This is a genomic window from Kordiimonas gwangyangensis DSM 19435 = JCM 12864 (assembly GCF_000375545.1).
Classification (GTDB): domain Bacteria; phylum Pseudomonadota; class Alphaproteobacteria; order Sphingomonadales; family Kordiimonadaceae; genus Kordiimonas; species Kordiimonas gwangyangensis.
In genome coordinates, this window is sequence record NZ_AQXF01000005.1 from 65314 (window position 1) to 91083 (window position 25770).

General features: G+C 57.4%; 19 protein-coding genes. 6 read left to right on the forward strand and 13 right to left on the reverse strand.

Annotated features, from left to right (window positions below; translation table 11 throughout):
* Positions 1-147: 147 nt before the first annotated feature.
* The 6 genes from B150_RS0114350 to B150_RS23395 form a co-directional block, all read right to left on the reverse strand.
* Positions 148-612 (reverse strand): hypothetical protein, encoded by a 465-nt coding sequence (locus B150_RS0114350; RefSeq protein ID WP_020400632.1) that lies wholly within the window; start codon positions 610-612, stop codon positions 148-150.
* Positions 613-633: 21 nt separating this feature from the next.
* The gene (locus B150_RS21275; protein WP_025895910.1) at positions 634-945 is read right to left on the reverse strand and encodes a hypothetical protein; all 312 of its coding nucleotides are present in this window, start codon (positions 943-945) and stop codon (positions 634-636) included.
* A 217-nt stretch (positions 946-1162) separates the two neighbouring features.
* Positions 1163-1537, reverse strand: a complete 375-nt coding sequence (locus tag B150_RS21280; RefSeq protein ID WP_020400634.1) for a response regulator — start codon at positions 1535-1537, stop codon at positions 1163-1165.
* Complete coding sequence (locus B150_RS0114365; protein ID WP_020400635.1) at positions 1534-3522, reverse strand: ATP-binding protein; 1989 nt, start codon at positions 3520-3522, stop codon at positions 1534-1536. Before B150_RS0114365 ends, B150_RS21280 begins: the two co-directional genes overlap by 4 nt.
* Positions 3523-3651: 129 nt before the next feature.
* On the reverse strand, positions 3652-3813 hold the full coding sequence (locus tag B150_RS23280; protein ID WP_020400636.1) for a hypothetical protein: 162 nt from the start codon (positions 3811-3813) through the stop codon (positions 3652-3654).
* Between the two features lie 44 nt (positions 3814-3857).
* On the reverse strand, positions 3858-4763 hold the full coding sequence (locus tag B150_RS23395; protein ID WP_020400637.1) for a Dps family protein: 906 nt from the start codon (positions 4761-4763) through the stop codon (positions 3858-3860).
* Between the two features lie 195 nt (positions 4764-4958).
* Here B150_RS23395 and B150_RS0114380 point away from each other — a divergent pair, with 195 nt between their 5' ends.
* Positions 4959-5276: an antibiotic biosynthesis monooxygenase family protein gene (locus B150_RS0114380; RefSeq protein ID WP_020400638.1), complete on the forward strand. Its 318-nt coding sequence runs from the start codon at positions 4959-4961 to the stop codon at positions 5274-5276.
* A 9-nt stretch (positions 5277-5285) separates the two neighbouring features.
* Here B150_RS0114380 and dgcA read toward each other — a convergent pair whose 3' ends face one another.
* From dgcA to B150_RS0114395, 3 genes are all read right to left on the reverse strand, one after another.
* The gene (gene dgcA / locus B150_RS0114385; protein WP_020400639.1) at positions 5286-6269 is read right to left on the reverse strand and encodes an N-acetyl-D-Glu racemase DgcA; all 984 of its coding nucleotides are present in this window, start codon (positions 6267-6269) and stop codon (positions 5286-5288) included.
* Positions 6266-7276: an N-acetyltransferase DgcN gene (dgcN, locus tag B150_RS0114390; RefSeq protein ID WP_020400640.1), complete on the reverse strand. Its 1011-nt coding sequence runs from the start codon at positions 7274-7276 to the stop codon at positions 6266-6268. The genes dgcA and dgcN overlap by 4 nt, the downstream gene beginning before the upstream one ends.
* Before the next feature lie 97 nt (positions 7277-7373).
* Positions 7374-8264, reverse strand: coding sequence for a LysR family transcriptional regulator (locus B150_RS0114395; protein WP_020400641.1), 891 nt, complete (start codon positions 8262-8264; stop codon positions 7374-7376).
* Between the two features lie 361 nt (positions 8265-8625).
* On the opposite strand from B150_RS0114395, the gene B150_RS0114400 reads away from it, so the two are divergent.
* Both B150_RS0114400 and B150_RS0114405 read left to right on the forward strand, forming a co-directional pair.
* On the forward strand, positions 8626-10020 hold the full coding sequence (locus B150_RS0114400) for an alpha-amylase family glycosyl hydrolase (RefSeq protein ID WP_020400642.1): 1395 nt from the start codon (positions 8626-8628) through the stop codon (positions 10018-10020).
* Between the two features lie 18 nt (positions 10021-10038).
* Positions 10039-11535, forward strand: a complete 1497-nt coding sequence (locus tag B150_RS0114405; protein WP_020400643.1) for a tryptophan halogenase family protein — start codon at positions 10039-10041, stop codon at positions 11533-11535.
* Here B150_RS0114405 and B150_RS0114410 read toward each other — a convergent pair.
* A complete protein-coding gene (locus B150_RS0114410; protein ID WP_025895900.1) occupies positions 11514-13016 on the reverse strand; it encodes a tryptophan halogenase family protein in 1503 nt (500 codons plus the stop codon). The genes B150_RS0114405 and B150_RS0114410 overlap by 22 nt on opposite strands.
* 96 nt (positions 13017-13112) lie before the next feature.
* A complete protein-coding gene (locus B150_RS0114415; protein ID WP_020400645.1) occupies positions 13113-15878 on the reverse strand; it encodes a TonB-dependent receptor in 2766 nt (921 codons plus the stop codon).
* Between the two features lie 412 nt (positions 15879-16290).
* On the opposite strand from B150_RS0114415, the gene B150_RS21285 reads away from it, so the two are divergent.
* Genes B150_RS21285 through B150_RS0114430 form a run of 3 tightly spaced genes read left to right on the forward strand, consistent with a single transcriptional unit; the run spans position 16291 to position 21288 of the window.
* Positions 16291-17808 carry an MFS transporter gene (locus B150_RS21285; RefSeq protein ID WP_020400646.1) on the forward strand — a complete coding sequence of 506 codons (1518 nt, stop codon included), beginning with the start codon at positions 16291-16293 and terminating at the stop codon, positions 17806-17808.
* Entirely contained in the window at positions 17801-19690 is a 1890-nt protein-coding gene (locus B150_RS21290; RefSeq protein WP_020400647.1) for an alpha-amylase family glycosyl hydrolase, read from the forward strand. Before B150_RS21285 ends, B150_RS21290 begins: the two co-directional genes overlap by 8 nt.
* 2 nt (positions 19691-19692) lie before the next feature.
* A complete protein-coding gene (locus B150_RS0114430) occupies positions 19693-21288 on the forward strand; it encodes an alpha-glucosidase family protein (protein ID WP_026168398.1) in 1596 nt (531 codons plus the stop codon).
* A gap of 54 nt (positions 21289-21342) precedes the next feature.
* On the opposite strand, the gene B150_RS0114435 is transcribed toward B150_RS0114430, so the two are convergent.
* Complete coding sequence (locus tag B150_RS0114435; RefSeq protein ID WP_026168399.1) at positions 21343-22368, reverse strand: LacI family DNA-binding transcriptional regulator; 1026 nt, start codon at positions 22366-22368, stop codon at positions 21343-21345.
* Positions 22369-22561: 193 nt separating this feature from the next.
* Positions 22562-25705 (reverse strand): efflux RND transporter permease subunit, encoded by a 3144-nt coding sequence (locus B150_RS0114440; protein ID WP_020400650.1) that lies wholly within the window; start codon positions 25703-25705, stop codon positions 22562-22564.
* Positions 25706-25770 lie beyond the last annotated feature (65 nt).

Genomic DNA, 25770 nt, shown 5'->3' on the forward strand with positions numbered 1-25770 from the left:
TGATGCAACCGTCAGGATATCAAGAAAGCATAAAGGTGGGGTAAGTGGGCAAAAGAAAACGCCCCAGGGGAAGCGAGGAAACCCGTTGAAAACGGCCCCTGGGGCGTTGCCGAAGCGGCGGGCAGCAATCCGCCAACTCCGGTTTCTTTAGTGCGTGTCCATATGGTCACGCGGTGTCGGGTCTTCGCTCCTTGCAGGCGGCGAAGCGCTCAGCCCCTCGGCAAATGCTTTGGCCGTGTCCTGCAACAGGCCCGACAGCATGAAAATCAGGTCCGCGCCAGCTGCGGGCGCACGCTGTTGTGCCTCGATTTCGGCCTCAATGCGTTGGCGCATCAGCTCCCGCTGCATTCGGTTCTGGCATATCTGCCACACAAGCGCGGACGCGAGCGCGAGCAGAAGGCCTACAATCGCAAGGCTCGGCGCCATGCCAAGCCCAAGTGACAACAGCCAGAAGCAGCAGGCGGCGCCAAGGGTTGCAATCGCGGCGAAGGCACTAAGGCCAGCTGCGAAAGCACCCAGCAGACCATACTTGGCCTGCGTGATTGGGCGCTCAAGAGCAGGCCTTGAGGTCAAGACCTGCTCTGTGAATATTTTAAGGACTGTGTCCAGCATGCGCTCTCTCCGCGCGCCACCTTAGCGGCGGGTCAGGAGGGCTGCTACAATCGCACCACTGGCGAAAGCCGCTGCAGTCGACACAAACGGACGAGCCTTGATCGTGTCCTCAGCTTTGTCGCGGGCAACGATTGCCTGATCCTGCTTGCTGCGCAGATAGTCGCGTGCTTTTACACCGGCTTCGCGGGCACGCTCCTTGATGGCTTCAACGTCGATACGGGACGTGTCGGCACCGTTAGGAGCAATGTCCTTCGCCTGGGCCGCAAGCAACTCCTTGATCTCGTTCAGATCCTTTTTCAGGGTCTTAATTTCTTGCTGGGCGGTTGCCATCATAATTCTCCTATTAATTTACAAATTGCCCCGCAACGCGCTTGCAACATGTTGGTGCGCTGCGTCGATGACTAGAGAATGGCAATTCGTAACTTAGGGAACAATGTGAAGGCTGGGCGGGAAGTATAAAGAGATAATAAAAAGCGTGAGAGAATATGATTTTATGCGTGAAAACAAGGTGTTCCAGCGCGCGAGCAAGCGCACGCCAAGGCCTGAAGGCCTAGCGCAACACGTGTTCGATCGTCTCGATCAGGTCTTCCATGATGAACGGCTTGGTCACATAACCACTGGCACCGCGCTCATAGGCAATCTCGCGGGTTCGCCTGTCATTGCGCACGCTGAGCACCACCACCTTGGGTGCACTGCCGTTGGCGCCAACAATGTCAGGCAACAGGTCGAGCCCATCCTTGTCGGGCAAGCCGAGATCCAGGATCACAAGATCCGGTTCTTCTGTCTCGCAAAGCTTATGACCCTCACCGGCTGTAGACGCCTCGTGAAAGGTCGCACCATAATCCATCATCGAGATCCGCAGGAACGTCCGGATCGACGGTGTGTCATCAATTACGAGAATTTTGGCATTCTCGATTACACTCACTGGGCTGCCTCCATCCTTTCGCTGCCATCATAGGGAAAATGCAGGGTGAAAATCGCCCCTCCCTCCGGATGATTTGCCACGGTGACATCGCCGTCCTGCGCCCGCATAACTGATTTTGCGATTGCAAGTCCAAGGCCTGTTCCTGCCACCTGGCTATCGGTCTTGTTGAGCCGTTCATATTTATCGAAGACACGGTCCAGCATGTCATCTGGAATACCCGGACCATGATCACGCACATGATAGCGGAAGTACCCCTCTGATACTTCCAGCGTGACGTCAATTGCAGCGCCCTCTGGGGAATATTTCGCTGCATTATCAATGATGTTTTGCAAAACCTGCGTTGTCATCATGCTGTCCATCATAACGCGCACGCCCGCCGTGTCACCCATTACTTTGACCGGGCGGTCCTTCAGGCGCGGACGCAAGGCTTTCAGCACTGTACGCACAGAGTCCATCGGGTCATGTTCGCTGGTGGAAAACTCGATTTCGCCACTTTCGATACGGGTCATAGACAGGATATTGGTGATAAAGCTGTCCAGCCGCTGCGCCTCATCAAGCGCGGTTTCCGTGAGTGTATCTTCCTGCTCTTCCGTGATGCGGCCCGCCTTTCTAAGGCTGCGCAACACACTGATACTGCCGATAATGGAAGCCAGCGGTGTTTTCAGGTCATGCGACACGCTGGAGAGCAGCATAGAGCGCAGCTTCTCTCGCTCTTCGCGGAAACGGCTGTCTGTCATTTCGTTCATCAATTCAACACGTTCGATGGTTGCCGCCACATGGTCCGCCATCGAAGTCATCAACTGGCCAAAGCCCGGATCAAGCCGCGCCCTCATCGGGATATGCACCCCGAACACACCGTATTTGCCTTGGCCCGTTTCCATGATCTCAAAGCGCCAGCTGGAGCCGATGCCCAGAAGTGCGCCAAAACCAGCTGTCTGACCCTGTTGCCAACACTTCTGGAGCGCGAGCAGATCTTTCTGGTCAAGTTCTGTATTGAGCGGGTAGCGCGTAAACGTGACAGAACCGTTCTGTGCATCGGAATTCGGCATGAAAAACGCGACATCCATACCAAAAAGCTTGTGTACCTCACGGTCGAGGATCTCAAGCACCTGGTGTTTGTTATCCGCGCCCGTCGTCAATTGGTGAATATCATAAAGCGCACGGGATCGCCGTTCTTTCAGTCGCGCATTTTCCACACTGGCGCGTACATGGCCGCCCATGAAGGATACGATCAGCGCGGCACCTAGATAGATGGAGATATTGATCATGTCCGTCAGCGTGCTCAGGTTGAACTGGCCGATGGGCACCACATAAAAATAGTTGATCACCCCGAAACTCAGCGCCGATGCGACAAGCGCCGACAGAAGGCCATATCGCAGTGAGACAATCACACAGGCGAGCAGGAAGATAAGCGCAATATTGTGCATGTTGATGCGATGCATGATCATCGGCAGCATCGCACGCACACACTCTGCAACAAGGAAAGCAGCCGCAACCGCCACCACTGGTGCCAGGACATGTTCCCATGTGAACACACCAAGGTTCACCCGCGACCAGAAGCCTGGTTTGGCGACAGCACCTTCAAGCGGCACAATCGTCACATGTGCATGATGACCGAAGCGCCGCGCAAGGCGGTCGGCGGTTGAGCGCTTGAACAGCATCTTCAGGCCATTTTCCTGGACCTGACCAACAAATATGTGAGAGATGTCCTCGCCTGCATCAATGCAGGCCTGAATATAGTCAATCTTGGCGGCACCACTGTCCGCCACTTCAAGGTGCACAATCTCGGCGCCGGACTCTTCCGCACGCTGCAACAGGCGCATCGTGCGCTCATGTCGGCGTGCGTTGCCTACGGTCTCGTCTGGCGCTTGTACGTAAAGCACACGCCATTTCGCGCCGGTCTCAGGCAACTTCCGGAGCGCCGCGTCAAGCACCATATGGCTGCGCGGGTGACCGTTAATACACACTAGAACATCGAGCGACATGCAAACCTCGAACCTGTTTTCCCCGTCTAAAGGCTAGAAACCACCATATAAATATTCCATTAGGAAGACCACCCACACATAAAAAAACGGGCCGTGGCCCGTTTTTAGCTTCCCTTTTAACACAAGAATTTACTGGTCTTTCAGTTCTTCGGTGGCGTCTTCAAGCTCCCGACCTGCATCGTTTGCCGCTTCTTCGATCTGGTCGCCAACGTCATCGTCGCGGTCAACAACCATCACAACAACTACTGCCGCAACGACAACCGCCAGAAGAATTTTCAAGTTATTGCTCATAGTGTCCTCCAATAAGTTCCTGAGCGATTAAATCAGTTTGCCGATTAAAGTGATGCGCCGAGCATCCAGGATGCTTCATCGTGGAACCGCATACGTTCGACCATCAGGTCAGCGGTCACTTCGTCACCGACCTCTTCGGCAACATTCAGCACCTTGCGCGCCTCTGATGCGCATACACCATGCGCCGTCTTGAGGTTACGCAGCATGTCTTCCGCAGAATTCGGAAGTTCGTCATCATCTTCCACCTTGGAAAGTTTCCCGAACGCCTTAAGCGTGCCTGGGGTAAAGTGGCCGATGGCGCGGATGCGTTCCGCAATATCATCACCTGCTTCGTGCAGATCCTGATAATGCTCCTCGAACAATTGGTGCAGGCCATGGAAATGCGGACCCGTCACGTTCCAGTGATAGAAGAGCGATTTCACGTACAGCGAATAGGTGGACGCAAGCATGCCACTAAGCGCCTCCGCGACTTTCGCACGGCTTTCTTCACCGATGCTACCGTCTGTCGGTTGGCCGTCTTTCACGGGGGTTACAAGTTTCATGCCTTGATCTCCTTTCTTGGCTTCAATATTGGCAGGTGTCACCACCTTGATCAGTTGATCGAGCGCCTCCGAAACGTCGTGGAGGGCGTCCGCGTACTTCTGTTGTTCTTTATCTTTGCGGCGGTTGACCGCAGGGCTTTCCTCGGCGATGCGCTGTTGCTCCTCAAGCGCGAGGATTACCCGGTCTTTAAGCTCAATAAGGTCACGCGGGCCATGCTGCTCAAGCGCTTCAAGCGCGGTGAGCGAGCCGCCATAGGCACGTTCGATCCAGCGTGAAAGCTCCCGCACCTCCTTGCCAAGGCCTTCGTCTTCAAGTGCCTGCTCGTGACGTTTGAGGCACTGGTGCAGGCTGACCGCGAAGCTATCGAACTCCGAACTTTTGCCGTAACGCGTGCTAATTGAACTCATGACCAATCTCCTTCGTTCACAGCCAAGATCGCGAAGTCGGCATGAGTTTTCGATAGGAAGGGCCATGACCGCCCATAAAAATCGCATAAAGAACGCCCGAAGCCTGCCTCGCCTTATTGTGATGCGCGGCGGCTTCCAGCCTGCGCTACAACAGCAAACACAAAGAAAATACAGACGACAGGGAGGAACAGCACAATGATCGCACGCACATGGACCGGCTATGTGAAACCGGAAAAGGCGCAAGCCTATATTGAGCTCATGGAAACGGTGGCGCTGCCTGACTATAAAGGTACACCCGGCAATCTGGGCGCCTGGTGCCTGCACCGCGACCTAGGCGGCAAGACCGAGATTGTCATGCTCACATTCTGGGAAAGTATGGATGCCATCAAACGTTTTGCAGGCGACGGCGAAACCACTGCCAAATATTATGACTTCGACAAGGACTATCTGATCGAAATGCCTGAGAATTCAGTACATTTCGGCGTACGAGGCATTGCCCCTATCCTTGCGTGATGCAACGCATCAGCCCCAAAGCGGCACGTCGCTTTCACTGATCCAACCGCGGTCGATCATCAGGCCGCCGTCACGGTCCTTGGCCATCCAGACCGGGCCATCAAGGTCGATAAACTCAGCGCCATCCGCCAGCACAAGCGCTGGCGCCATGGCAAGCGAGGTGCCGATCATGCAGCCTACCATGATCCGGAAACCGGCATTGAGCGCATCCTGCTTGAGCGCCAGCGCTTCCGTCAGGCCACCGGTTTTATCCAGCTTGATGTTGATAATGTCGTAACGACCCTTGAGGCCTGCAATATCCCGCCGAGTATGGCAGCTTTCATCGGCGCACAAGGGCACGGCGGATGTAAAGCCCGCCAGCACAGCATCACTGCCAGCTGGCAAAGGTTGCTCAAGCATATCCACATTCAGCGCCGCGAGGTCTTTGTGAACTGCGGCCAGAAGCTCAATATCCCAGCTTTCGTTGGGATCGACAATCAGGCGCGGGTTGGGTGCCGCCGCACGAATGGCGCGCACTTTGGCGACCACATCATCACGGTTCAGTTTGACCTTGATCAGCCCACAATCCTTAAGCCGTTCAGCGCGCATGGCCATTTCTTCAAGGCAACCGATGCCAATAGTAATGGCGGTTACCGGGCGCTCGGCGCGCTTGGCGCCCGCCAGTTCATAAACGCTTTTGCCCGACTGCTTGGCCTCCAGCTCCCAAAGCGCGCAGTCGATTGCGTTCCGCGCTGCTCCCGCTGGCATGATGGACAGAAGTTCCTCACGGCTACAGCCCGCCTCAACGTGGCCGGCGACAGCTTTCAGTTCCTCAAGCACGCTATCAGTGCTCTCACCATAGTGGGCATAAGGCACGGATTCACCGCAGCCCTTGAACCGGCCATCAGTGATTTCGGCTACCGTCACGTCCACGGCGGTTTTAACGCCACGCGAAATGTGAAACGGCTCCTTGAGGTGCCATGTTTCTGCATGGAAGACAGCTTTTCTACTCATGGGCGGGTCAGGCTTTCCAACTCGGTTACAATCTTTTCCACGCCCATGCGGAGCGGGTCGACACACGGTACACCAAAGTTCTGCTCCGTGTCTGCGCAAAGTTTAGTCGCATCCTCAAGCGAGAGACCAGAGGTATTGAGAGAAATGCCCACAAATGTGGCATTTTTATTGGTCCGGCGCGCGAACTTGAGGTTTGCCTCAATAGTCTCTTTGAGGTCAGGCAGCGGGTAATGTGGCAGGCTGCGCATGTGCGGGCGCCCGGGTTCATGGCACACCACAAGGGCGTCCGCCGCCGCGCCGTGCAGCAGGCCAAGGCTGACCCCGGCGTAGGACGGGTGGAAAAGTGAACCCTGCCCTTCAATCAGGTCCCAGTGGTCCGCCGCTGCATCTGGTGTCAAGAGTTCCACCGCACCAGAGATGAAGTCGGAGATGACGGCATCAATGGGAAGGCCGGAGCCCGCGATGAGGATACCGGTCTGTCCGGTAGCGCGAAAATCGGCGGAAATTCCGCGTTTTTTCATCTCCGCCTCAAGTGCGAGGGTCGTATACATCTTGCCGACAGAACAGTCAGTACCCACGGTCAGCAGGCGTTTTCCGGTGCGTATCTTGCCCTTGCCGGTGGGCAGTGGCACGTCCGAATGGCGGATGTCAATCAGCCGCCGGCCCAGCATTTCCGCGCGTTCGCGGATGGTGGGAACAGAGGAGAGGCGGCGGTGAAGGCCGCTGACAATATCAAGGCCGGCGTCGAGCGCGTCGAGGATGGCTTCGACCCAGCTGTCGGAGATGGTGCCGCCCGCGTTGGCGAGGCCGAGCACGTAACTTTTGGCACCCTTCGCCGCCGCTTCCGCAGGCGTCATGGCAGGGAGGCCGAGGGAGATAGTGCAGCCGCTAAGCGCATGTTCGCCAAGGCAATTTTCTGGCCGCCACTGCGCAACACCCCGCGCGGTTTTAACCGCAATGGGGTCTGTCGCTTCACCGAGGAACAGGAGATAGGGGCCTTCGATCATGGGTGCCTCCCGGGCTTTCTGAGGGTTTCGGATGGCACCATAGGGTCTGAGAGGCGGCTTGCATAATTCCAAGACAACCGCACCTCATAACCAAAAGTTATATATTAGCCCTTTCAACATACAGATGGCGGAAATACTGCAGGAATTTCGCCGCGACGGTCGAGAGCGGTTTTGCCTCGTCCGACAGGCCGACGACCTCATACCTGAGCTGCGGGCTGATGGGCGTATATTCGACACCGTCACCCCGGTGCGCAAGCGCGGTGAGGTGGTCCACCACCGCTACACCAGCCCCGTACCGCACCAGATTGCGCGCGATATAATAGGTTTGCACCGTGACCGCCGCATCCAACGTGACCCCTGCCCGCTGTGCCTCCGCCGCCACGAGCTGGGACAACGGGCCGCTATCCTTGATGCCAACCATGGCGTGGCCGTTCAGGTCCGCAAGCGTGACGCTTCTCGCATCCCCAAAAGCGCCGGGGCTGTGGGCACAGAGCATACGCCCGCCACCAATAGTATGACGCGTGAGGCCCGCGAGCTGTGGCGGGTTGAAGGCCACCGCCAGGTCGCACTTATGCTCCCTTATCGCAGTGACGATATCGGCGAAGTGCGCGGTGCCGATATCAAAGCTGACATCCGGGTTTTCAGCGCGGAACTGCGCCACCGCCATGGGTAGAAGGTCGAGCCCGAGCGCAGGCATGACCATAAGCCGCACATGGCCGGTACGGCCGGATTTGAGGTTGCTCGCGCGCCGCTCGAGCGACTGCAGCTGCTCCTGAATGCCTTTGACTTCTTCATAAAGCGCATGCGCTTCAGCCGTTGGCACCACCCTGCCCTTTACCCGCTCAAAAAGCGCATAACCAAGGCTGTCTTCCGCGTGGCGCAACACCTTACTGACTGACGGCTGCGAGACATTGAGGAGCCGCGCCGCCCGGCTGACGGAACCGGTGGAGAACACCGCATGAAACACTTCGATATGGCGCAGGCGCATCAGCCATAACCTTTTTATATGGTTTTACCTCGCTCAGGTTTGGCACCGGCGGGGGCCGCTGTCAAATACTCCGTATACTTCTGGCTTTTATGCAAAAATTGTCCACCACAACACTTTGAAAATCATAGACATGCAAAAAATAAATGGGAGTTTTTGAAAAATTCACGAATTTTTTGCACATTTCTGCAAAAGATAATATTCTCGGGGTCGGGAAGGGCAAATGCTGCAGATGATGCACCCTATGTGTGCAAAACCTGTGCGAAATGTGTGCGGGATATGCGCGGAAACTGTGCAAAAAATGCGCGGTTTTGTGCGGGATCTGTGCGGCGTTTGTGCGGTTTTTGGGAAGGGAAATTCGACCATGCGGATCACGCGCATCGCCGCCATCACACTCGCGCTCCTGTCGCTAACAGGATGCTTTGAAGCACAAGATGATAGTATAGCACATGACCCTTATGAACCCAAGTCGGTGATGGAGGTCGAACACCCTGAGTGGACCCGGTCGGCGACCATCTACCAGATCAACACCCGGCAGTTTACCCCCGAGGGTACCTTCAAGACAGCGGAGGCAGAATTGCCGCGCCTCAAAGCACTGGGCGCGGATATCCTGTGGCTGATGCCGATCCACGAAATTGGTGAGAAGAACCGCAAGGGCACGCTTGGCAGCCCCTATGCGGTGAAAGACTATTATAGCGTGAACCCCGAGTTCGGCACTTTGGAAGACTTCAAGTCCTTCCTTGCCGCCGCCCACGCCCAAGGCATGCATGTGATCATCGACTGGGTGGCGAACCACACCGCGTGGGACAATGCGTTGGCGACCGAACACCCCGACTGGTACGAGCGCGACTGGAAAGGCGACTTCCGCCCCACGCCGTGGTGGGACTGGTCTGACATCATTGACCTCGACTATTCCAAACGCGACGTGCGGGAATATATGACCAAGGCACTGGTTTACTGGGTCAAGGACGTCGGCATTGACGGTTACCGCATCGATACTGCGGGTTTTGTACCCACTGACTTCTGGGAAAACGTGCGCGCGGAGCTGGACGCCATCAAACCCGTGTTCATGCTGGGCGAATGGGAAGACCGCGACCTCTACCGCAAGGCCTTTGACGCCACCTACGCCTGGTCATGGAACAAGGCGGTGCACGACATCGCCAAAGGCCACGCTGATACCGGCGCGCTGTTTGTTTATTATAGCTGGAACGAAAGCGCCTACCCGCGTGACGCCTACCGCATGACCTATACATCCAACCACGACCAGAACGCCTGGGAAGGCACGCAGTTCGAGCACTTCGGGCCCGCACTTGAAAACGCCATCGTGCTGTCGGTCGTCGGGGAAGGCATGCCGCTTATCTACAATGGGCAAGAGGCTGGCAACGAAAAACGGCTGGAGTTTTTCGAGAAAGACCCGATCAAATGGCGGGAACACTGGGTGGGTGACCTGTTCAAGAAGCTCTTTGCCCTTAAGCATGAGAACACCGCGCTCTGGAACGGGGCTGCGGGTGCGCGCATGATCTCTGTCGTGAACAGCGCGCCGAAACAGGTCCTGAGCTTTGTGCGCGAGAATGAGCAGGACGGCGTGTTCGCACTGATGAACTTCTCAGGCGACGAGCAGACAATCAGCTTCAGTGAAGGCCCACACTATGGCGCTTATACCGACTATTTCACCGGCGAGGCTGTGCGTTTTGATGCGTCATCAAGCGTGACCTTGCCCGCGTGGGGTTATAAGGTTTACGTGGCAGTACAGCAATAAAGGCCGGGCATAGGCTTCATGGACCATATCAGGAAGATTGTCATTGTGGGTGGCGGCTCGGCGGGTTGGATGACCGCCGCCGCCCTGTCGAACGCGCTTCGGGGCGGGGCCGAACTCACCCTTGTGGAATCCGAGGAGATTGGCGTGGTGGGCGTGGGCGAAGCCACCATCCCGCCGATCAAGATTTTCAACCAGACACTGGGTCTTGATGAGGCCGAGTTCATGAAAGCGACCCAAGGCAGCTTCAAGCTCGGCATCGAGTTTGTGAACTGGGGAGCAAGCGGCCACCGCTACTTCCATCCGTTCGGTGACTTTGGCGCCAACTTCGATGCGGTGCAGCTTTACCATTACTGGCTGAAGGAACGCGCGGCGGGGGACCAGACCCCGCTTGATGACTATTCCATGGCGTGGGCAATGGCAAAGGCTGGCAAGTTCAGCCATCCAGCCACCGACCGCCGCATGGTGCAATCCACATTCGATTATGCCTACCATTTTGACGCCATCCTCTATGGCCGTTTCCTGCGCGCCTACAGCGAAGTACGCGGCGTGAAGCGGGTTGAAGGCAAGGTGGCGGATGTGGCCTTGCGTGGCGATGACGGTTTTATCGACCACCTCACGCTCGAGAGCGGGGAACAGATCAGCGGCGACCTGTTTGTTGACTGCACCGGCTTCCGTGGCCTGCTGATCGAAGGCGCGCTGAAAACCGGGTATATGGACTGGACACACTGGCTGCCATGCGACCGCGCGGTTGCGGTGCCGTGCAAAAGCGCGGGTGAGTTCACACCCTACACACGCTCCACCGCCCTGGACGCGGGCTGGCAGTGGCGCATTCCGCTGCAGCACCGCACCGGCAATGGCTATGTATATTCCAGCCAGTACCTGAGCGATGATGAAGCGGCCTCAACGCTGCTCGCGGGCCTTGATGGAGAGCCGCTTGCCGACGTGCGGCCGCTGAGGTTCACCACCGGGCGGCGCAAGAAATTCTGGAACAAAAACTGTGTCGCCATCGGCCTTGCCGCGGGCTTCATGGAACCTTTGGAGAGCACGAGTCTGCATCTGGTGCAAACCGGCATCACCCGCCTGCTGGCGCTGTTCCCGACACGGGATTTCGACCCCATGGCGGAAGAAGAATATAACCGCATCACCGCGGGCGAATACGAACGCACGCGGGACTTCCTCATCCTCCATTACCACGCCACAAAACGGCAGGACACGCCGCTGTGGGCCTACTGCGCCAACATGGAAATTCCCGATAGCCTGACATATAAGATGGAGCAATTCCGCCGCGCGGGCCGCATTGTGGCGCATGAGTTGGAGCTGTTCAGGAACCCAAGCTGGCTCGCCGTCTATATCGGCCAGTTCATCATGCCCGAGCGCTACGACCCGATGGCCGACATGCGCGGGGTGGACGGCGCCAAGATGCTATCTGGCCTCCGACGTGTGATGAGCGAGGCTGCGGGTGCGATGCCCAGCCACAAAGACTTCGTCAAGCACTACTGCCCGGCAGCACAGTGAGTGCGGATGAAGTCGGTGTGCGCGGGCAGTTTGCTGGCGTGGCTTTCCATGATGGTGCGCAGGTCACGCAAGTACCCCTTTAGCCGGTCGCCGGTGAGGTTGGACGCCAGCGGCGAGTGCGCGCGAGGCCTAATGCCCTGCCCCCACATGACCTGAAGCCATGCGACCTCAGCGAACAGCTCATTCCCGTCACGGAAAATAAGCGCGCTTTCTTCAAACAGCTGTATGCGAGCCTTGAGGCTTTCCGGCACATTCATATTCGCGCAGGCACGCCAGAAGTCACTGTCTGTGCGGGTGTTCGCATGATAGTGCAGGATGATGAAGTCGCGGATGCGTTCATACTCGAACGCCAGTTGGCGGTTATATTCCGCCCGCAAGCTGGGCTCCTCGCCCATAGTCGGGAACATCTGCACAAGGCGCACAATGCCGGTCTGGATCAGGTGGATGCTGGTACTCTCAAGCGGCTCCATAAAGCCGGATGAGAGGCCGATCGCCACACAGTTCTTCTCCCAGAAGCTGTTGCGCCGCCCGGTCTTGAATTTGATCACGCGCGGGTCGGCAAGCGCTTTGCCTTCGAGGTTGGCCATCAGCACGCCGGTGGCTTCATCGTCGCTGATATAATCCGAGCAGAAGACATGGCCATTGCCCGCGCGGTGCTGCAGCGGAATGCGCCACTGCCAGCCTGCCTTGTGGGCGATACTTTGTGTGTAGGGCCGCATGCGCGCGCCATTTTCCGCAGGCACGGCGACCGCGCGGTCACACGGCAGCCAGTGGGTCCAGTCCTCATAACCGATACCAAGCGTTTCGCCGATCAGCAGCGCGCGGAAACCCGAACAGTCGATAAACAGGTCACCCTCAACGCTCTCGCCACTCTTCAGGCTGACGGAGGTGATGTTGCCGCTCGCGCCATCCACATTCGCGTGGGTGATGATGCCTTCAACACGTTTCACACCCGCGCCCTCGGCGCCCGCGCGCAGGAAACGCGCATAAAGCCCGGCATCAAAATGGAAGGCGTAGACCAGCCCCTCAAGCGGGGTACTCGGGATTTGCGGCAGGCGCGTGAAACGGTCAGCCTTGGCGGCATGGTGGTTGAAGGAATAATCCCACAGGTCGGACGTGTCGCCCTCCCCCCTCGCCTGCAGCCATACATGGTGAAAAGCGCTCATGCCCACCTGACGGCCAATGGGGCCGAACGCGTGCATATAACGGTCGCCCTCGGCACCCCAATTTTCAAACTCGATACCCAGTTTGATGGTGCCCCCGGTGGCTTTGAGGAATGCATCTTCATCAATGCCAAGGGCTTTGTTGAACACCTGAATGGGCGGGATGGTGGCTTCACCGACACCTACGGTGCCGATGTCATCAGATTCCACAAGCGTGATATCAAGCCGGTGACCAAGCATTTTGACAAGCAGCGCCGCGCTCATCCAGCCGGCGGTGCCACCGCCCACAATCACCACTTTCCGGACCGGAGTATTCATAACCGTCAACCACTTGCCAGATAAAAGAAATCCCCGCCGATAACTATACCGGCGGGGACATTTCGTTCAAGCAATCGCTTGGGGCTTACCCCGCAATTACATTTTGTAGTTCAGGCCGAACAGGAAGGTACGACCATAGTTCTGGTAGTCACGCGTCTGGCGCGGGTCACCGTTATAGTAGGTGATGAACGGCTCGTTCGTCAGGTTATTGACCTGGAACAGGATCGACAGGCCGTCAATCCCCACTTCCGAAAGGTCATACCCGAGCTGCGCGTCAATGATGGTCTCTGCTTCTACGTCCACGAGGGTCCGGGCGAGGCTGAGCGTTGCCACTTCACCAAGGAATTTGGAGCGGTGACGTACGCTGGCACGCGCCTGGAAGCCATGGTCTTCATAGTAGAGCGTGCCGTTGATAACGGTCTTCGACAGACCCGGCAGGGTGATTTCACTACCGGAGTTCGGGTCGATGATTTCACTCTTGGTGAAGGATGCCGAACCGAGCATACCGAAGCCGGACAATTCTTCCGCGATCATGCTGAACGGGATAGCGGTCGAGAATTCGACGCCGTAGATCTTGCCGCCATCAAGGTTTTCCTTGAAGTCGCGACGACCAACGGTCGAGTTCGGGATGCCGTTATCGGGGATATTGTCCACGATCTGCGAGAGCGGGCCAAGGATATCAGCAAAATCGTAAGCTTCCGAAGAGCTGAACGGATAGCTCTGGATTTCCTTGTAGAAACCGCCGATGGACGCGTAACCGCCGTCACCAAAGTAGGTTTCATAGGCAAGGTCGAACTGCCAGGTCTTGAACGGCTTCAGTTGCGGGTTGCCGCCGCTGCCGGTGAAGATTTCAGCCGTGTTGTCCACGCCAAGGCTGAAGCCTGCGTTCATATCTGCCATCGGTGCACGGGCCAGAACCTGCGCCACGCTGAAGCGGATCTTGTTGCTGTCATCAACATTGAAGCTGAGGTTCATGCTTGGCAGGAAGTCCCAGTATTTGGTGCCTTCGTCAACAGCCGTGAAGGCAACAACGTTGCCGTTCGGCGTTGAGTTGACTTGTACCGCAAAACCTTGCGAGCTCTGGTTCGTGTGAACCGCCTGTACGCCCACGTTACCGGTGATGAGGTCGGTCTCGATGTTGGCTTGGATATAGGCGTTGAACACCTTCTCCTGCACGGTCCAGCTGTTTGTGGTACGGCTCAGTTCGCTTTCTGCCGCATCGGTCAGCACATAAGCGCCGCTTTCAAAGAGCGCCAGCGCGTCATAGGAGAGCATGTCGCCCATGCCGATGAAGTCAAGCGAGGTCGGGTCCAAGAGGAACTCGGTCGGGACCGGAAGATCCGCCGGGTACTGCTTGAGGGTCAGGTAATAACCCTTGTCCAAGAGGCTCTTTTCACGGCGGGAATAGCGCACGCCGTATTCGATCGTCGACAGGAAGTCATTGTTGACCGACTGCTCGGCGCTCAGGCGGATGGCGTAAAGCTCGTCATCCGTCTCAGGCGCGTTGATGAAGCCGTCCTGCGCGTTCGAGTCCGGGTATGCACCCGCAGCCTCAAGACCACCACCCCAGCTGAGCGGACCGCCAAGCTGAATAAGGGTCGGGTCAGCATAGTTGAGACCCGGCGTGAAGGTCATCACACCGTTTGCACCAATGCTGAAACCAAGATCATCGGTCGCGCCAACGCCACTACCACGGCCCGTGCCCGAATAGGTTTCCATGTTGCTTTCAACACGCTCAACGCTTGAGTAGCTGAGGTCAGCTTCAAAGCGCCAGTTGTCGTTCAGGTCGTATTCGGTGTTCCAGCCGAGGGCGATGGTGTCGGCTTCGCGCTTGACGAAGTCGTTACGCACCACAACCTCAACGCCGTTGAACTGACCGTCGGTGATCAGGCCGTCAGACGCGGTCCAACCGTCCTGAAGCTGTGCGCCAGACCAGGAAAGCGGGATTTCGATACCGCGCAGGGTCTGCTCGTCATCAAACTTGGAATAGTAAGCGTCAATCGTGGTGCGGAACGCGCTGTCATGCGGCGCATATTCAAGCACACCGAGGAAACCGTCACGGGTCAGCTCGTTCGACTTCACGTAAGGCTTGGCACCACCAATCACGAGGTTGCCGTCAGCATTCGGGTTGTCGGTCGGGAAGCCCCAGGTGTTCCAGCGCTCTTCCTGTGTCGGCGAAACCATGCGGGCATAGCCGATGGCGATACCGATGGTGTCGTCAGCGAACTGATCAACGTAAGAAACGCTTGCGCGGTAGCCCGTCGCCGACGTGCCGGAGTTGAGCGCGCCGAGGTCAGCATACTCACCACGAACGTTCACAACGATCGCGCGGTCACCGTAGCGCAGCGGCTTGATGGTCTGGAGGTCAACCGTACCGCCCACGGCCTGGCTTGTGAGGCTGGCGTCCGGCGTTTTGTAGATCACAACGCCGTTGATCAGCTCAGACGGATACTGGTCATACTCGACCGCGCGGCCATTGTTTGCCGACACCTGCTCACGGCCATTCAGCGTCGTGGTGGTGAAGTCAGGCGCGAGGCCACGGATGGAGATTACGTTTGCACGGCCGTCAAGGCGCTGGGCTGCGAGGCCCGGCAGGCGTGCGATCGATTCCGCGATGGAAGCGTCCGGCAGCTTGCCGATATCTTCAGCGGAGATCGCTTCAACGATGGAGCTGCTCTCGCGCTTGCGCGCAACCGAGCTCATGATACTGGCACGAATACCAGTAACGGTAATTTCTTCGAGTTCAGAGACTTCTGAATCCTGGGTAGCATCTTCCTGTGCCAGCGCCGGGTTTGCCGCAAAGGCAATTGCCGACAGGGACGCAAATGATAACAGTTGTGACCTTAGTTTTGAGGTGCGCATGCAATCCTCCCCTTCCGATATAAACTCGCCTACGACCGGCACTTCCCTACACTAAAGTACCAGTCAGCACTGATGGCACCCCCTTCCTCTGGGGTGCTTTGGTGTTCCCTGTTTACAAATTGCGTCCATTTTTTTGCAAAAATCAAGCGCTTTTTTCATATTTTTGCCATTTATTGCAAAAGCGTGAAAGGGCGTATCATTCCTGCAACAACCCCACTTTACCGCAATATTTTTAATAATTTGCTAAACGTTTGTGGGGTTCTCAGCGCTTTTTGCAGGTCATGCACCAGAGGTAGTGAAAAATATTTCATTTACTTTTTGCATTTTTTGCAAAAACTGATATGACGAAACTTGCCACGGGGAATGGCACACCAAAAGTTAAGGTCGCAGTATCTAGGGAAGAGGGGTTTTCATGACCACAAAACCACAGCTCGGGTTTTGGCAAATCTGGAACATGTGTTTCGGGTTTATGGGCATTCAGTTCGGCTTTGCACTACAGAATGCGAACGTCAGCCGTATCTTCCAGACCCTTGGCGCCAGCTTTGACGACATCCCCATGCTGTGGGTGGCCGCACCACTCACAGGCCTGATTGTGCAGCCCATCATCGGCTATATGAGCGACCGCACATGGACACGCCTTGGCCGCCGCCGCCCCTACTTCCTGTGGGGCGCGATCCTCGCCACGCTGTCCCTGTTTATCATGCCAAACTCCCCTGCCCTTTGGGTGGCAGCGGGCATGCTCTGGATCATGGATGCGTCCATCAATGTGACGATGGAGCCGTTCCGCGCGTTTGTGGGCGATAACCTCGCCGAGAACCAGCGTACCACCGGCTTCGCCATGCAAAGCTTCTTCATTGGCGTGGGCTCGGTCGTCGCATCGGCGCTGCCTTATATGATGAGCAACTGGTTTGGTGTTGAGAACACCGCGCCTGAAGGCATGATCCCGCCGTCCGTGAAGCTTTCCTTCTATTTTGGCGGCGCAGTACTCTTGCTCGCGGTACTCTGGACAGTGTTCCGTAGCAAGGAATATAGCCCCAAAGAGCTTGAAGAATTTGCAAAAGCGGAAGCCGCCGCCTTGCCGGCCGCCGCGCTTATGCGCAGCAGCAATGACCGCCCGGCGGCAAGCTACCGCACCGCTGGCATCATCTGGTTCATCGTTGGCGCAGCCTTCAGCTATTTTGTTTATGCGCGCGGCCTCGACAAACAACTGTTTATCCTCTCAGGCGGCATCACCGCCTTTGGTGTGCTGCAGCTTGCGGCAGGGGCGCTCAAGGGCGCGAACCGGACCGAGAATGCCTTCATCGAGGTGATCGACGATATTTTCCTGATGCCCAAGGTAATGAAACAACTGGCTGTGGTTCAGTTCTTCTCCTGGTTTGCGCTTTTTGCCATGTGGACCAGCGCGACCCCTGCGGTCACCAGCTTCCACTACGGCTCGTCGGATGTGATGAGCAAAGCCTATAACGAAGGGGCTGACTGGGTCGGTATTCTGTTTGCCGCCTATAATGTGTTCGCTGCCCTCGCCGCTTTTGCGATCCCGAAGCTGGCTGAGAAAATTGGCCGCCGCCAGACCCACCTTCTGAACCTGTGCCTTGGCGGCATCGGCCTTGTATCCTTTTACCTGATTAGCGACCCCCAGATGCTGATCCTCTCCATGGTGGGTGTGGGCATCGCCTGGGCCTCCATCCTGTCGGTGCCTTATTCGCTGCTTTCGAGCGCGGTACCGTTCGCCAAAATGGGTGTCTATATGGGCATCTTCAATTTCTTCATCGTGATCCCGCAACTTCTGGCAGCTTCCGTCCTTGGCCTTCTGGTGCGCGTCTTCTTTGATGGCGAGCCGATCTTTGCCATGATGATTGGTGGAATCTCCATGATCATTGCCGGTTTCACGACCCTGCTTGTCGACAAGGGAGAAACGCAAAATGCGTAAGTTTACAAAAATCGCCAGTGCGCTTCTGACGGCCACCATGTTGACCACCGCCTGCGGTGCGGACCTCGAGACAGACGAACTTGCCATACGCCCCGAAAGCCTGCGCGCCTATAGCGAACGCCCGATCACCGAAGACGTGATGTATTTTGTCATGCCGGACCGTTTCTTTAACGGCGACCCGACGAACGACCGTGGCGGTATTGACGGCGGCGTGCTTGACCATGGCTTCGACCCGACCCACAAGGGCTTCTACCATGGTGGCGACATTGAGGGCCTGACTGCGAAGCTCGATTATCTCGCCGACATGGGCGTGAGCGCCATCTGGCTGACCCCCATTTTCAAGAACAAGGCGGTACAGGGCAACCCTGAGGGTGCGTCTTCAGGCTATCATGGTTACTGGATTACCGATTTCACGCAGATCGACCCGCACCTTGGCAGCAACGATGACCTCAAGGCCTTTGTTGCTGCCGCGCACGAACGCAACATGAAGGTGATTTTTGACATCATCACCAACCACACAGCTGACGTGATCAAATATGAGGAATGCCTGCCACAGGCGGAGCTCAGTAAAGACGCGCTGATCCCGCTTTGTGAATACCGCTCCAAGGAGCGTTTCCCCTACACCACCAAAGGTGGCCGCTATGGCGAGCCGATCAACGAGGGTTTCCTTGGTGACGAGCCGGAGCATCAGACAGCTTCCAACTTCGCCAAGTTGAAAGATCAGTCCTACGCCTACACGCCCTATGTGCCTGAGGCGGAGAAGGACATCAAAGTCCCGGCGTGGCTGAATGACGTTCGCTATTACCACAACCGTGGTGACAGCGAGTGGAAGGGTGAAAGCTCACTCTACGGTGATTTTGCAGGCCTTGATGACCTGTTCACTGAACATCCGCTCGTAAAAGCCGGTTTTATTGATATCTATAAATTCTGGATCAGCGAATTCGGCATCGACGGTTTCCGCATTGATACCGTGCGCCATGTGAACGACAGCTTCTGGCAGGCTTTCGCGCCCGCGATCCTTGAGCATGCAAAATCCATCGGTATCCCGCAGTTCTATATCTTCGGCGAAGTCTATGACGGCGACCCGGAGAAACTGAGCCACTTCACCCGCGTGGCCAAATTGCCTGCGGTGCTGGATTTTGGCTTCCAAGGCGTGGCAACGGATGTGATTGCACGCGGCAAATCACCAATGCTGCTCTCTGACCTCTACGCGCAGGACGGGCTTTATGACGGTGAGCATTCAAGCGCGTCGATCCTGCCCACATTCCTTGGCAACCATGACATGGGCCGCATTGGCCGCTTTATCGCCACCGCGCGGGATGACATGGGCGACGACGAAGCGCTGGCCCGCATGAAGCTGGCGCACGCGCTGATGTATGCCACCCGCGGTATTCCAGTCATCTACTATGGCGACGAACAGGGCTTCACCGGTGACGGTAACGACCAGGATGCCCGTGAGGACATGTTTGAAAGCCAGGTCGCCAGCTATAACGACAATGATAATATCGGCACCGACAAGAACCCGGCGGACGATAATTTCGACCAGAACCACCCGATGTATGACTATCTGGTCGAGCTGGCGAACTTCCGCCGCTCGCACACGGCGCTGCAGGGTGGCGCACAGAATATCCTGTTCGCAAGCGAGGACGCAGGCATCTTTGCTTTTGAGCGTCTCGGCAAGGACACGGATGAACGCATTCTGCTTGTTTTCAACACGGCAAACACCGACGCACTGGCTGACTTCGGCATCAGTGCCGAGGGGGCAAGCCTGTGCCATGTTGCGGGCACGGAAGCAGGCGCAGAGCTGAGTGGGGGCCGCGTCAGCGCTGTCCTGCCACCCTTGAGCTGGACGGCTTACAGCCTGAGCGGCTGCACACAGTAGTAATGATTGGAGTTTTGAGCGTGAAAGATTGGTGGCAAGGCGCTGTAATTTACCAGATCTACCCCCGCAGCTTCTGCGACAGCAGCGGCGACGGCGTGGGTGACCTGAACGGCATCACAGCAAAATTGGACTATGTGGCAAGCCTCGGTGTTGACGGCATCTGGATTTCGCCCTTCTTCAAGTCGCCGATGCATGACTTCGGCTATGACGTGGCGGACTTCCGCGATGTGGACCCTGTGTTTGGCACCCTTGAGGACTTTGACCGCTTGCTTAAGCGCGCGCATGAACTGGGCCTCAAGGTCATCATCGATCAGGTGTATTCGCATTCCTCGATTGAGAATGAGTGGTTCAAGGAAAGCAAATCCAGCCGCACGAACGACAAGGCGGATTGGTTTGTCTGGGCTGACGCCAAGGCAGACGGCAGCCCGCCAAACAACTGGCAGTCGGTCTTCACCGGCCCAAGCTGGACATGGAATGCCGCGCGCAAGCAGTATTACCTGCATAACTTCCTTTCCGAACAGCCGGACCTCAACCTGCACTGCCNCGCGGTGCAGGAGGAACTGCTGTCGGTCGCGCGTTTCTGGCTGGACCGCGGGGTGGACGGTTTCCGCCTCGACGCGACCAACTTCTATATGCATGACCCGGAACTGAGGGATAACCCGGCGCGCGCCAACGGCAACGCCGTGCGCCCGTTTGACATGCAGGACCAGCTTTATAACCAGTCCCACCCGGACATTGAAAAATTCCTCGCCAAGCTGCGCACGCTGATGGACAGCTACGGCACCACCTTCACGGTGGCGGAAGTGGGCGGCAACCGCTCGCTCGAGGAAATGGCCGCCTATACAAAGGGCGACAAACTGCTGAACACCGCCTACAGCTTCATCTTCCTTGAGGAAGAAGAACTGTCTGTGCCCGGCATCCGCGGTGCGATTGAGGACTGGGAAGAAGCCGCTGACAGCTGGCCTTCCTGGACCTTCTCCAACCATGACCGGCGGCGTGTGGTGACACGCTGGCGCAAGGGGCGTGACCCGCAGGCATTTGCAAAGGCGATGAATGCGCTTCTGCTGTCGCTCAAGGGCACGATTTTCCTCTATCAGGGTGAAGAACTTGGCCTGCCGCAATCTGACGTACCGTTTGAACGCCTGGTGGACCCCGAAGCCATCCGCAACTGGCCGGAAACCGCAGGCCGTGACGGCTGCCGCACACCGATGCCGTGGGTAGCGAGCGACGCAAACGGCGGCTGGCCCGCAGATACATGGCTGCCGATGGACGTGAACCACCTGCCCATCGCCGTGGACGTGCAGGAAAAAGACGCCTCGTCCACCCTTGCCCACACCCGCAAGCTCCTCGCACTCCGCAAGGAACACCCGGCGCTGGTACGCGGCAACATCACTTTCCTTGATGCGGCTGAACCCATCCTTGCCTTCACGCGCGAGGCGGAGGGGGAGAAGCTCCTCTGTGTGTTCAACCTTGGCGAACAACCGGCACCATGGGCCGGGCTTGACGGCACGGGCGACATGGTGCTGAGCGTTGGCGGCGTCACCGGCACCGGCGCGGGCGACATACCCGTGTGCGGCGGTTTCATCGCAAAACTTTAGAGATGAAAAAAGGGACCAAACGGTCCCTTTTCTTTTCAGCCCAAATGCTTGCGGTTACGAGCCGCAGCTTTCCCGCACAATCAGGTCTGTCGGCAGGTAGGACGGCTGTACCGCCTGCCCCTCCAGCATGCGCAGAAGCTTGCTGACGATCAGGCGGCCCGCCTTTGTCACATCCTGCTTGATGGTGCTGAGCGCGGGGCTGGCGTATGCCGCCACCAGCACATCATCGTAACCGATCACGGACACATCTTCCGGCACCTGTTTGCCCGCGCGGACAAGCGCACGCATGGCACCGATGGCGATCATATCACTTGCGGCCACAACGCCGTCGAACGGAATGCCTTCCTCGAGCAGCACATCGATGGCTTCCATGGCGGATTCCGGGTAGAAATGCGCGGGGCGGACCAGTTCCGGCTGCACCATCATCTCATTCTGCTCAAGTGCTTCCTTGTAGCCTGAGAAACGGAGCTGCACTTCAGGCCCCTCATTGTCACCAAGGAAGGCGATACGCTTGCGGCCCATGCGGATAAGATGGTTGGTCGCGCGCCGACCACCTTGGTGGTTGTCACTACCGACCGAGCAATATTGCTGTCCCGGCAACTGCGCACCCCATGCCACAAAAGGCACCTTCATTTGCGCGAGCTGATTGAGCTGGTCGTGCATCGTACTTTGGCCAATGACCACAAGCCCGTCACAGCGCCCGCTGGCGACCAGATTGGCGGCAGCGTGATAGTCGGTCATGGTAAGGTGCGAGATCAGCATGTCGCAGTTCTGTTCCTTGAGCGCATCACCGATACCGCCGATGAGATCAAGGGTGAACGGGTCCGAAAGCCTTGTGTCGCGGCCTTGCGGCGGCGGGATCACGATGGAGATGGTCTTGTCCGTATCGTCGGTATAGACCTTGTCCTTCAGCCGCCCGGAATAATTGTTGTTCTGCGCCAGCGCCATGATGCGCTTTTTGGTACGGTCCGAGACGAGCGGACTATCATTGAGCGCGCGAGACACGGTGGAGATCGACACCCCTGCGATCGCGGCCAGATCCTCAAGCCGTTTCAAATTCTTTTTGTTGCCGTCGTCCATTCTTACCCAATCTTGCACTTTTTTGCAGAAGCGCATGCCCTGCCCCGTATGTGTGGCAGTTTAGCTTGATTTTATCATGGTTTGGAAGGGGGATTTTTTTTGCAAGCCTTGCAAGAAGGCGCTGGGTGGGCCCAAGAAAAAAGCCCCGGGGCATGACCCCGGGGCTTTGGTGTCTGGTATGCTGCCGCAAAGCCTATGCAGCAGCTTTTTTGCGTGTCTCCAGTTTGCGCAAGAGCACATAGAAGACCGGCGTGAAGAAGAGACCGAAGAAGGTCACACCGAGCATGCCGGAGAAGACGGCAATACCCATCACGTTGCGCATCTCGGCACCCGCTCCGGTCGAGATCACCATCGGCACCACGCCCATGATAAAGGCAAACGACGTCATCAGGATCGGGCGAAGACGCAGGCGGGCTGCCTCAATCGCCGCTTCGGTGATGCTGCGGCCCTGGGTCTCGAGTTCACGGGCAAACTCCACAATCAGGATGGCGTTTTTACACGCGAGCCCCGCGAGCACAAAGAGGCTGATCTGGGTGAAGATGTTGTTGTCACCCCCCGTGAGCCACACACCCGCAATAGCGGACATCACAGCCATCGGCACGATCAGGATCACCGCAAGCGGAAGCGTGAGGCTTTCATACTGTGCCGCCAGCACGAGGAACACGAGCATCACACAGAGCGGGAAGACAAACACTGCCGTGTTGCCAGCGAGGATTTGCTGGTACGTGAGGTCCGTCCACTCATACTCCATGCCCTTGGGCAAAGTCTCATCAAGGATCTTGGCGATCGCATCCTGCGCCTGCCCGCTTGAGTAACCCGGTGCGGCGTTGCCGTTCAGGTCAGCCGCGCGGAAGGCGTTGTAGCGCTGGGCACTTTCAGGGCCATAGCTTTCATCAAGTGTCATGATCGACGCAAGCGGGATCATGTCACCAGCCGTGTTCCGCACCTTGATCTGCATGGCATCCTGCGGGGTGGAGCGGAACTGTTTGTCCGCCTGCGCAATCACCTGATAGGTGCGACCAAAGTTGTTGAAGTCGTTCACATAAAGCGAACCCAGATAAATCTGCATGGTCTGGAACACTTCATCAATGTTTAGGCCGAGCTGCTTCGCACGCTCCCGGTCAAGGTCCGCATAAAGCTGCGGTACGTTGATCTGGTAGCTTGAGAAGACACCCGCCAGCTCAGGCGTGGCCCATGCTTTTTGCAGCACCTGCTGAAGCGCGTTATTCAGGGCTTCATAGCCAAGGTCCGTGCGGTCCTCGATCTGCAGCTTGAAGCCGCCGATGGTGCCAAGACCCTGCACCGGTGGTGGCGGGAAGATGGCAATGAAGGCTTCCTTGATGCCCGCGAACTTGGCGTTCAGGCGGCCAGCGATAGCCCCGCCGGACATAGCGTCGCCTTTGCGTTTCTCGAAGTCTTCAAGGCTGACGAACACAATACCGGCGCTCGAGCTGTTGGTGAAACCGTTGATCGAAAGCCCCGGGAACTGAATGGCGCTTTTCACACCCGGTTCAGCGAGGGCAATCTCACCCATCTCGCGGATCACCGCTTCCGTGCGTTCAAGTGTAGCACCATCCGGCAGTTGCGCGAAGCCGACAAGATACTGCTTGTCCTGCGCCGGCACGAAGCCCTGTGGCACTTCCTGGAAGCCCTGATAGGTGAGGCCGAGCAGCACAACATACAGACCAACCGCGATGGACTTGCGGCCAAGGCTGCGTTTCACACCGCCCGAATAGGCGTCGGAGCTTTTCTTGAACACTTTGTTGAAACCGCGGAAGAAACCACCCAGCACTTTATCCATGCCGCGGGTAAGCGCATCCTTCGGTGCATCGTGCCCCTTGAGAAGAAGGGCTGCCAGCGCCGGGCTGAGCGTCAGTGAGTTGAAGGCCGAAATCACGGTCGAGATGGCGATCGTCAGCGCGAATTGCTTGTAGAATTGGCCCGTAAGGCCGCTGATGAAGGCAATCGGCACAAACACCGCTACAAGCGTGAGCGAGATGGCGATAATGGGGCCCGAGACTTCGCGCATGGCCTGATAGGTCGCTTCCTTCGGCTGCATGCCTTTCTCGATGTAGCGTTCGACGTTCTCCACGACCACGATGGCATCATCCACCACGATGCCGATCGCCAGTACCAAGCCAAACAGAGAGAGAGCATTGATTGAGAACCCGAACACGAGCATCAACGCGAAGGTACCGACGATCGACACTGGAACAGCGAGCAGAGGGATAATCGATGCCCGCCATGTCTGGAGGAAGACAATCACGACAAGAACAACAAGCGCAACAGCTTCAAGAAGGGTTTTCACCACGGCCTCGATAGACCCACGCACGAATACAGTGGGGTCATATTCGATGGCGTAGTCCACACCTTCGGGGAAATTCTTTTTCAGTTCTTCCATGGTCGCGCGCACGTCATCCGAGATCTGGATGGCGTTGGCACCCGGTGCCTGGAAGATCGGGATACCGACGGCAGGCTTGCTATCAAGCATGGAGCGGAGCGCATATTGCTGCGCACCCAGTTCCACCCGTGCAACGTCCTTCAGCCGCGTGATCTGGCCCTCATCACCGGCGCGGATGATGATATTTTCAAACTCATCCACGCTTTCAAGCCGCCCTTTGGCGTTGATCGGGAACTGGATCTCGATACCGTCATCATAGGGCGCGCCGCCAAGCGTGCCAGCCGCGACCTGAATGTTCTGTTCGCGCACCGCAGCAACCACTTCATTCGCGGTCAGGCCCCGTTCGGCGATTTTCTCAGGGTTGAGCCACAGGCGCATGGCATAGTCACCCGCGCCAAACACACGCACCTGCCCCACACCTTCAATACGGGCCAGTTGGTCCTTGATGTTGAGGATGGCGTAGTTGCGCAAGTAAAGCGGGTCGTACTGCTCACTTGGCGAGCGCAGGTGCACCACCATCGTGAGGTCAGGCGAGCTTTTGACGGTGGTGACACCGAGGCGCCGCGTCACCTCAGGCAGACGCGGTGTGGCCTGTGCCACCCGGTTCTGTACCTGCTGCTGCGCGAGGTCGGGGTCGGTACCGATCCGGAAGGTGATGGTAAGCGTCATCATGCCGTCCGACGTGGCTTGCGAGAACATATAAAGCATGTTCTCAACGCCGTTGATCTGCTCCTCCAGGGGTGTCGCCACGGTTTCGGCGATCACCTTGGGGTTCGCGCCGGGGAACTGGGCGTTCACCACGATGGAGGGGGGCACCACTTCCGGATATTCAGAAATGGGCAGGCGGAACATGGCAATCAGGCCTGCCATGAAAACGATAACAGACAGCACGCCCGCAAAAATGGGCCGGTCCACAAAAAACTTGGAGATATTCATCTAGTGTCTCCGCCATATGGCCTCGCGCGCATGGGCGCATGGCGTTAAATTCGGATCATCCGCCA

Excerpts from the sequence above, each read along its gene's own strand:
- B150_RS0114350 (WP_020400632.1), bottom strand. The coding sequence starts at position 612 with ATGCTGGACACAGTCCTTAAAATATTCACAGAGCAGGTCTTGACCTCA.
- B150_RS21275 (WP_025895910.1), bottom strand. The coding sequence starts at position 945 with ATGATGGCAACCGCCCAGCAAGAAATTAAGACCCTGAAAAAGGATCTG.
- B150_RS0114365 (WP_020400635.1), bottom strand. The coding sequence starts at position 3,522 with ATGTCGCTCGATGTTCTAGTGTGTATTAACGGTCACCCGCGCAGCCAT.
- B150_RS23280 (WP_020400636.1), bottom strand. The coding sequence starts at position 3,813 with ATGAGCAATAACTTGAAAATTCTTCTGGCGGTTGTCGTTGCGGCAGTA.
- B150_RS23395 (WP_020400637.1), bottom strand. The coding sequence starts at position 4,763 with ATGAGTTCAATTAGCACGCGTTACGGCAAAAGTTCGGAGTTCGATAGC.
- B150_RS0114380 (WP_020400638.1), top strand. The coding sequence starts at position 4,959 with ATGATCGCACGCACATGGACCGGCTATGTGAAACCGGAAAAGGCGCAA.
- dgcA (WP_020400639.1), bottom strand. The coding sequence starts at position 6,269 with ATGAGTAGAAAAGCTGTCTTCCATGCAGAAACATGGCACCTCAAGGAG.
- dgcN (WP_020400640.1), bottom strand. The coding sequence starts at position 7,276 with ATGATCGAAGGCCCCTATCTCCTGTTCCTCGGTGAAGCGACAGACCCC.
- B150_RS0114395 (WP_020400641.1), bottom strand. The coding sequence starts at position 8,264 with ATGCGCCTGCGCCATATCGAAGTGTTTCATGCGGTGTTCTCCACCGGT.
- B150_RS0114400 (WP_020400642.1), top strand. The coding sequence starts at position 8,626 with ATGCGGATCACGCGCATCGCCGCCATCACACTCGCGCTCCTGTCGCTA.
- B150_RS0114405 (WP_020400643.1), top strand. The coding sequence starts at position 10,039 with ATGGACCATATCAGGAAGATTGTCATTGTGGGTGGCGGCTCGGCGGGT.
- B150_RS0114410 (WP_025895900.1), bottom strand. The coding sequence starts at position 13,016 with ATGAATACTCCGGTCCGGAAAGTGGTGATTGTGGGCGGTGGCACCGCC.
- B150_RS0114415 (WP_020400645.1), bottom strand. The coding sequence starts at position 15,878 with ATGCGCACCTCAAAACTAAGGTCACAACTGTTATCATTTGCGTCCCTG.
- B150_RS21285 (WP_020400646.1), top strand. The coding sequence starts at position 16,291 with ATGACCACAAAACCACAGCTCGGGTTTTGGCAAATCTGGAACATGTGT.
- B150_RS21290 (WP_020400647.1), top strand. The coding sequence starts at position 17,801 with ATGCGTAAGTTTACAAAAATCGCCAGTGCGCTTCTGACGGCCACCATG.
- B150_RS0114435 (WP_026168399.1), bottom strand. The coding sequence starts at position 22,368 with ATGGACGACGGCAACAAAAAGAATTTGAAACGGCTTGAGGATCTGGCC.
- B150_RS0114440 (WP_020400650.1), bottom strand. The coding sequence starts at position 25,705 with ATGAATATCTCCAAGTTTTTTGTGGACCGGCCCATTTTTGCGGGCGTG.